Annotated in this window: 7 protein-coding genes; all 7 read left to right on the forward strand. The window is 70.4% G+C overall.

Translation table 11 applies throughout. From position 1 onward, the window contains the following. The first annotated feature begins 40 nt into the window (after positions 1 to 40). Positions 41 to 1252 carry a deoxyguanosinetriphosphate triphosphohydrolase gene (locus AB0I88_RS16680; protein WP_361024300.1) on the forward strand — a complete coding sequence of 404 codons (1212 nt, stop codon included), beginning with the start codon at positions 41 to 43 and terminating at the stop codon, positions 1250 to 1252. Positions 1253 to 1263: 11 nt separating this feature from the next. After that, positions 1264 to 3126, forward strand: coding sequence for a DNA primase (gene dnaG / locus AB0I88_RS16685; RefSeq protein WP_361024303.1), 1863 nt, complete (start codon positions 1264 to 1266; stop codon positions 3124 to 3126). Next, complete coding sequence (locus tag AB0I88_RS16690; RefSeq protein ID WP_361024306.1) at positions 3123 to 3662, forward strand: hypothetical protein; 540 nt, start codon at positions 3123 to 3125, stop codon at positions 3660 to 3662. The genes dnaG and AB0I88_RS16690 overlap by 4 nt, the downstream gene beginning before the upstream one ends. A 33-nt stretch (positions 3663 to 3695) precedes the next feature. Then, on the forward strand, positions 3696 to 4619 hold the full coding sequence (locus AB0I88_RS16695) for an ABC transporter ATP-binding protein (RefSeq protein ID WP_361024309.1): 924 nt from the start codon (positions 3696 to 3698) through the stop codon (positions 4617 to 4619). After that, positions 4619 to 5377: an ABC transporter permease gene (locus AB0I88_RS16700; RefSeq protein ID WP_361024312.1), complete on the forward strand. Its 759-nt coding sequence runs from the start codon at positions 4619 to 4621 to the stop codon at positions 5375 to 5377. The genes AB0I88_RS16695 and AB0I88_RS16700 overlap by 1 nt, the downstream gene beginning before the upstream one ends. A gap of 27 nt (positions 5378 to 5404) precedes the next feature. After that, entirely contained in the window at positions 5405 to 6217 is an 813-nt protein-coding gene (locus AB0I88_RS16705; protein WP_361024315.1) for an ABC transporter permease, read from the forward strand. A gap of 339 nt (positions 6218 to 6556) precedes the next feature. Then, on the forward strand, positions 6557 to 7675 hold the full coding sequence (locus tag AB0I88_RS16710) for a YihY/virulence factor BrkB family protein (protein ID WP_361024318.1): 1119 nt from the start codon (positions 6557 to 6559) through the stop codon (positions 7673 to 7675). Positions 7676 to 7747: the final 72 nt, after the last annotated feature.

Here is a 7747-nt window from a genome sequence, read left to right on the forward strand (position 1 = left end):
ACCCATCGGCATCCTGGACATCCGGCTTAGGCTGGGGACCGTGACCGCCGCCGACGCCCAGCGGTGGGCCGCCGAGCCCGCCAAGGACAGTGGGTACGGTCGCACGCCGTACCAGCGGGACCGTGCCCGGGTGCTGCACTCGGCCGGGTTCCGCCGGCTCGCCGCGAAGACCCAGGTGCACACCGCCGGATCCGACGACTTCCTGCGTACCCGTCTCACCCACTCGCTGGAGGTCGCCCAGATCTCCCGGGAGATGGGCGCCCGGCTCGGCTGCGACCCGGACATCGTGGACGTCGCCGGCCTCGCCCACGACCTCGGGCACCCGCCGTTCGGGCACAACGGCGAAGCCGCCCTGGACCTGGCCGCCGAGATGTGCGGCGGCTTCGAGGGCAACGCGCAGACCCTTCGGGTGATCACCCGTCTGGAGGCGAAAGTGCCCGGCGCCGGCCTCAACCTGACCCGCGCCACCCTCGACGCCTGCTCCAAATACCCGTGGTTCCGCAAACCCGGCCATCGCAAGTTCGGGGTGTACGCCGACGACCGCCCCGTCTTCGCCTGGCTGCGCGACGGGCGCACCGACGAGCGCCGCTGCCTGGAGGCGCAGGTCATGGACTGGGCCGACGACGTCGCCTACTCGGTGCACGACCTCGAGGACGGGGTGCACGGCGGCTACATCACCCTCGACACGCTGCGCGACGCGGGGGAGCGGGCCGAGCTGTGCGCCGACGTGGCCGCCACCTACTCCACCGAGACACCCGGCGAACTGGCCGCCGCCCTCGACCAGCTGCTCGCCGACCCGGCCGTGACAGCGGTCCGCGGCTACGACGGCGGGTACGACTCCCTGGTCGCGCTCAAACGGATGACCAGCGTGCTGACCGGCCGGTTCGTCGCCTCGGCGGTGGGCGCCACGCAGAGCCGCCACGGCACCGGGCCGCTGCGCCGGTACGACGCCGACCTGATCGTCCCGCGTACCGTCCGCAACCAGTGCGCGCTGCTCAAAGGTATGGCGCTGCGCTATGTGATGCGGGCCAGGGCCGCCGAGGACTGGTACGAGCGGCAGCGCACCATCCTTACCGAACTGGTGGAGGCGCTCACCCGTACCCCGGAGAGGTTGGATCCGTTCTTCCGGCCGTTGCACGCGGCCGCCGAGGATGACGCCGCGGCACTGCGCGTGGTGATCGACCAGGTCGCGTCGCTCACCGACCACGCCGCGGTGGCGTGGCACCGGACCCTGCTGGCGGGCCGCCGGTAGCGCGAGGCAGGATGTATGCCGTGGCGGGCAGGGTCAAGGACGAGGACATCGCACTGGTCCGCGACCGGACCTCGATCGTCGACGTGATCAGCGAGACGGTGACGCTGAGGTCGGCGGGCGGCGGCAACCTGAAGGGGCTGTGCCCCTTCCACGACGAGAAGACCCCGTCGTTCAACGTCTCGCCCGCCCGAAATGTCTATTTTTGCCACGGTTGTGGGCAGGGTGGCGACGCGATCAAGTTCCTGATGGACGCGGAGCACCTGTCGTTCATCGAGTCGGTGGAGCGGCTGGCCGGCAAGGCCGGACTCCAGCTGCGTTACGACACCGACACGGGCGCCCCGGCCGGTCCACGGCCGCAGACCGGGCAACGGCAGCGGCTGCTCGCCGCGCATGCCGCCGCCGTCGAGTTCTACCACGACCAGCTCGGTTCGCCGGGGGCACGCAAGGCGCGCGAGTTCCTGGCCGAGCGTGGTTTCGGCCGGGACACCGCGGAGAGGTACGGGTGTGGCTTCGCCCCGGACAGCTGGGACGCGCTGAGCAAGCATCTGCGTCTCAAGGGTTTCACCGCCGAGGAGCTGACCACCGCGGGACTGTCGAAGCCGGCCCGCTCCGGATCGCTGATCGACCGGTTCCGGCGCCGCCTGCTGTGGCCGATCAGGGACCTCAGCGGTGACGTCATCGGGTTCGGCGCGCGCAGGCTGTTCGACGACGACGACGGTCCCAAATACCTCAACACCCCCGAGACGCCGATCTACAAGAAGTCGCATGTGCTCTACGGCATCGACCACGCGAAACGGGAGATCGCCAAGCGGGGCCGGGCGGTGATCGTGGAGGGCTACACCGACGTGATGGCCTGTCACGAGGCCGGTGAGCCGACCGCGGTGGCGACCTGCGGCACCGCCTTCGGTGTGGATCACATCCAGGTGCTGCGGCGGCTGCTGATGGACAGCGACAGCTTCACCGGCGAGATCATCTACACGTTCGACGGTGACGCGGCCGGGCAGAAGGCGGCGCTGCGGGCGTTCGAGGAGGATCAGCGTTTCGTCGGGCGTACCTTCATCGCCGTCTCGCCGGACAACATGGATCCGTGCGAGCTGCGCCTGGCCCGTGGGGACCTGGCGGTCCGCGACATGATCGCGGCCCGGGAGCCGCTCGTCGACTTCGCGCTGCGGCAGACCATCTCCCGTTTCGATCTGGACACGGTGGAGGGCCGGGTCGAGGCGATGCGGCGTGCCGCGCCCCTGGTCGCCAAGATCAAAGACCGGGAGAAACGGCCGGAGTACGCGCGAAAGCTCGCCGGCGATCTGGGAATGGATCTCGACCCGGTCCAGCGGGCGGTGAACAACGCGCTGCGCGGCGAGCAGGCCGAGACGCGGGCACCCCGGCGGCAGGCGGCGGCCGACTCGCCGCAGCGCCTGGTCGAACGGGAGGCGCTCAAGCTGGCCCTGCAGGAGCCGGTGATGGCCGGGCCGATGTTCGACGCGGTCGGCCCGGAGAACTACGGCGACGAGGTGCTGCGGACGGTTCGTGACGCGATCTTCCAGGCCGGCGGCGCGGCCTCGTCCACCGGCGGTGTCGTCTGGATCGAGAAGGTCCGCGACGCCTGCCCCGACATGGGCGGCCAGATGCTGGTCAGCGAACTCGCCGTCGAGCCGCTCTACGTGGACGGTCAGGTCGACCCGCGTTACGTCCAGGTGACCCTGGCCCGGCTGCAGGGCGGGGCGCTCGCCACCCGCATCCGCGACCTCAAGTCGAAGGTGCAACGGCTCAACCCGGTGACCAACAAGGATCAGTACCTGGCGCTGGCCGGGGAACTCTTCTCGCTCGAACAGCAGGCACGGGCCCTGCGCGACCAGGCGGCAGGTGGACTGTGAAGCTTTTCCGACGGCGTCCCAAATTGCCGGCCGCCGCCCGGCCCCCGCTGGCCGCCGAGGAGCGCGTCCTGGCCTGGTGCGCGGTCGCCGGCGAGGCCGCCTCCCGGGAGGACGTGGTGGTCGCCACCAACCACGGGATCTGGCTGCCGTCAGCGGCCGAGCGGCTCGGCTGGCACGAGATCCACAAGGCTGCCTGGTCCGGGCGGGAGCTGCGGATCACCCCGGCCACGGCGCTGGCGGAGCGCGACGGCTACACCGTGCTGGTGGACGGCCCGGACGTGTCGTTCCTGCTGCTCGACCCGGGGGAGCTGCCGGACCAGGTGCGCTCGCGGGTGACCCGTTCGGTGGCGTACACGACGTATCACCCGCTGCCCGGTGGCGCGGTGCGGGTGGTCGGCCGCCGGGTGAGCGGGCGTGACGGGCTGAGCTGGGCGGTCCGCTACGACGCGGGCACCCCGGCGGACTCGCCCGAGATCGTCGACGCGACCGGCGAGCTGGTCGGCGCGGCCCGGTCGGCGGCCGAGCCACGGGACTGAAAAGTGTCACACTCCGCCCGTAGGGTCGGGGGCGTGAACTCCCTCATCCACGCGCGCGGGCTGATCAAACGGTTCGAAGGTTTCACCGCGGTCGACGGCATCGACGTCGACGTGCGGGCCGGTGAGGCGTTCGGGTTCCTGGGGCCCAACGGGGCGGGCAAGAGCTCGACCATGCGCATGATCGGTTGTGTCTCCCCACCCACCGACGGTGTGCTCGAGATCCTCGGGATGGATCCGCGCCGTGACGGGCCGCGGATCCGGGCCCGGCTCGGCGTCTGCCCCCAGCTGGACAATCTCGATCCCGAGCTGACCGTCCGGGAAAATTTGACCACCTACGCCCGCTTCTTCGGCATCCCGCGCAAGGTGGCCCGCGCCCGCGCCACCGAGCTGCTCGACTTCGTGCGGCTCAGCGAGCGGGCCGACAGCAAGGTGGAGCCGCTCTCCGGCGGGATGAAACGACGGCTCACCATCGCCCGCGCCCTGGTCAACGAGCCCGATCTGGTGCTGCTCGACGAGCCCACCACCGGCCTCGACCCGCAGGCCCGTCACCTGGTGTGGGAGCGGTTGTTCCGGCTCAAGCAGCAGGGCGTCACCCTGGTGCTGACCACCCACTACATGGACGAGGCGGAGCAGCTCTGCGACCGGCTCGTGGTGATGGACGGCGGCCGGATCGTGGCGCAGGGCTCGCCCCGGGCGCTGATCGAGGAGCACTCCACCCGCGAGGTGGTGGAGCTGCGCTTCGCGACCGACGACCAGGGCACCTACGCGGAGAAGCTGGCCGGCATCGGCGAGCGCGCCGAGGTGCTGCCCGACCGGATCCTGCTCTACGTGGCGGACGGCGACGACGCCCTGGCCGAGGTGCACCGGCGCTCGCTGAGCCCGGCCAGCGCCCTGGTCCGGCGCAGCAGCCTGGAGGACGTGTTCCTGCACCTCACCGGCCGGACCCTGGTGGACTGATGGCCCCCTCGCTGTATGTGATGGAGTACTACCTGGTCAACTACCGGCGCACCTGGCGGGCCAGCGTGCTCTCCTCGCTGGTGCTGCCGCTGCTCACGATGCTCGGCTTCGGCGTGGGTGTCGGCGCCTACGTGACCGGTGGTGTCGAGGGCGTCAGCTATCTGCAGTGGATGGTGCCGGGCCTGATCGCCAGCACCGCCGTGCAGGGGGCGATCGGCGAGACCACCTGGCCGGTGATCAGCAGCTTCCAGTGGGTGAAGAACTACTTCGCCCAGGCGGCCGCGCCGCTGCGGGTCGCCGACATCCTCGGCGGCCACCTCGTCTTCATGCTGTTCCGGGTGGTCACGAGCGTGGCGGCGTTCCTGCTGGTCGCGGCTCTGTTCGGGGCGCTCCGGTCACCGTGGTCGCCGGCCGTCCTGCCGATCGCGGTGCTGCTCGCGCTGGCCGCGGGCGCGCCGGTGGCCGCCTACACGGCGTCCGTGTCCAGCGACAGCTACCTGGCCGTCCTGATGCGGTTCGCGGTGTTGCCGATGTCGCTGTTCTCCGGGGTCTTCTTCCCGGTCGAGTCGCTGCCGGCGGTGCTGCGCTGGATCGCGTACGCGCTGCCCCTGTGGCACGGCGTCGACCTGAGCCGCGCCGCGACGCTCGGGCTCGCCCCCGGCCCGGAGGCCGTGTGGCAGGTGCTCTACCTGATGGTGTGGGGTGTGGCCGGGTGGTTCCTGGCGCACTGGCGCTATCGCAGCCGGCTGGTGATCTGAGTTGACGTCGCAGAGGTGTGTGGGATCGTGCTGACGCTGGTGCTGCCCCGCCGGCTGGTGGGCTTCGAGGGCGCCGCGCGCCGGTCGGCCTCGGTCGCCCAGCGCAACATCGCCGCGCTGAAGACGGCGTATTGGCTGGTCATGCTCGGCGGTCTGCTGGAGCCGGTGCTCTACCTGTTCTCCATCGGGATCGGGGTGGGCCAGCTGATCGAGGAGATCACCCTGCCCGGCGGCCGGACGATCGGCTACGCGGAGTTCGTGGCCCCGGCGATGCTGGCGTCCTCGGCGATGAGCGGGGCGCTGGCCGAGACGACCTTCAACTTCTTCGGGAAGATGAAGTTCATGCGGCTGTACGAGGGGATGCTCGCCACTCCGGTCCGGCCCATCGAGATCGCGCTCGGCGAGCTGTCCTGGGCCATGCTCCGCGGCAGCGTCTACTCGGCCGCCTTCCTGGTGATCATGGTGCTGCTGGACCTGACGACCGCGGGCCGGGCGCTGCTCGCCTTCCCGGCCGCGGTTCTGGTCGGCTTCGCCTTCGGGGCGCTGGGCATGACCATCTCCACGCTGATCCGCGGCTGGCAGGACTTCGACATGATCGGCGCCGGGCAGTTCGCCCTGTTCCTGTTCTCCGGCACGTTCGTCCCGGCCACCACCTACCTGCCGGTGCTGCGCTGGCTGGTCGAGATCACCCCGCTGTATCGGTCGGTCCATCTGATCCGCGGCATCAGCACGGGCACGCTCGGTGTCGTCCAGGTGGTCGACGTGCTCTATCTGGTGGCGCTCACCGGCGCCGGCCTGTTCATCGCGGGCCGTCGCATGGAGCGGCTGCTGTGTCGTTGATTTGTTGCGTGGTGGGTAGGTTTCGTGTTGTGGGCGGTCGTGTGGAGTGGCTGCTCTGCCGCTGATTCGTCGCGTGGCCGGTGGGGTTTCGCGTTGTGGACAGGTGTCGTGTGGAGCGGTCGCTCTGTGCTGACCTTTTGTGTGCCGAGCGGGTTTGCGTGGGCCTGTCGTGTGGAGTGGCTGCTCTGCCGCGTCCCGAACGGGCCGCACCTCGTCACGGGTGGTTAGCCGGCGCTTTCGGCGGGCAACAGATGCGCAGGTCGTCCGCGCCCGCCGTGGCGGGGACACGGTGAGCGGATCGGCCGGGAGCCATCGCTTCTGCCCGGAGGGAACCCCGCCATGAAACTGTTCCACAAGGCTGACGAGAACGCCGCAGCGACCGCCGAGGACCGCGCGGCGGCGGAGGCGCGCCGTCAGGGCACCGCCGACTACGACGTGGCCGCGGCGGCGACCGCCCGCACCGCCGAGGACCGTGACCGCGACCTGTCCGCCCCGGGGCCGGACGCCGGCCCGGACAGCCCGGTCCAGTTGCGGGGCAAGGGCATCCTCGCCGCGCTGAAGCGGACCTTCAAGCAGTTCTCCGAGGACAACATCTCCGACTGGGCGGCGGCGCTCACCTACTACGGCGTTCTGTCGATCTTCCCCGGCCTGCTGGTGATCGTGTCCCTGCTCGGCATGCTCGGCAACGACGGGCAGCAGACGGTTCGGGAGGCGGTCAACGACATCGCCGCCAACCAGAAGATGCAGGAGTTCGTCGAACTGGTGCTGACCCAGGTGAAGGGCACCGGCAAGGCGGGGCTGGCCGCGATCATCGGTCTGCTGGTGGCGTTCTGGTCGGCGTCGGGTTACATCGCGGCGTTCATGCGGGCGTCCAACTCGATCTACGACGTGCCGGAGGGCCGGCCGATCTGGAAGACGTTGCCGATCCGGGTCGGCGTCACCGCGGTCGTCGGCGTCATGCTGGTCGCCTCGGCCGCCATCGTGATCTTCACGGGCGAGCTGTCCCGGGTGGTCGGTGAGAGACTCGGCATGGGCGGGGTGGCCGTCACGACGTGGAACATCGTCAAGTGGCCGGTTCTCGTGATGCTGGTCAGCCTGATGTTCGCGGTCCTCTACTGGGCCTCGCCGAATGCGAAGACCGGCGGTTTCCGCTGGGTCAGCCCGGGCGGCATCTTCGCCGTGGTGCTGTGGGTGGCCGCGTCCGCCGCGTTCGCGATCTATCTGGCCAACTTCGCCGACTACAACGCGACGTACGGCACTCTCGGCGGTGTCATCGCCTTCCTGGTCTGGCTCTGGATCTCCAACATGGCGATCCTGCTCGGCGCCGAACTCGACGCGGAGCTGGAACGGGGCCGGGCCATCGCGGCCGGGCACCCCGCCGACGACGAGCCGTTCCTGGAGCTGCGTGACACCCGCAAGCTCAAGAAGGGCAGCGAGCACGGGCTGAGTCAGAGCTGACGCCGTGCCTCCCGGCCGGTGTGCCGCCTCACGGGGCGGCAACGGTACATGACCGTCGCAAGCCAAAGCGAG

Source organism: Actinoplanes sp. NPDC049802 (assembly GCF_040656595.1).
Lineage (GTDB): Bacteria > Actinomycetota > Actinomycetes > Mycobacteriales > Micromonosporaceae > Actinoplanes.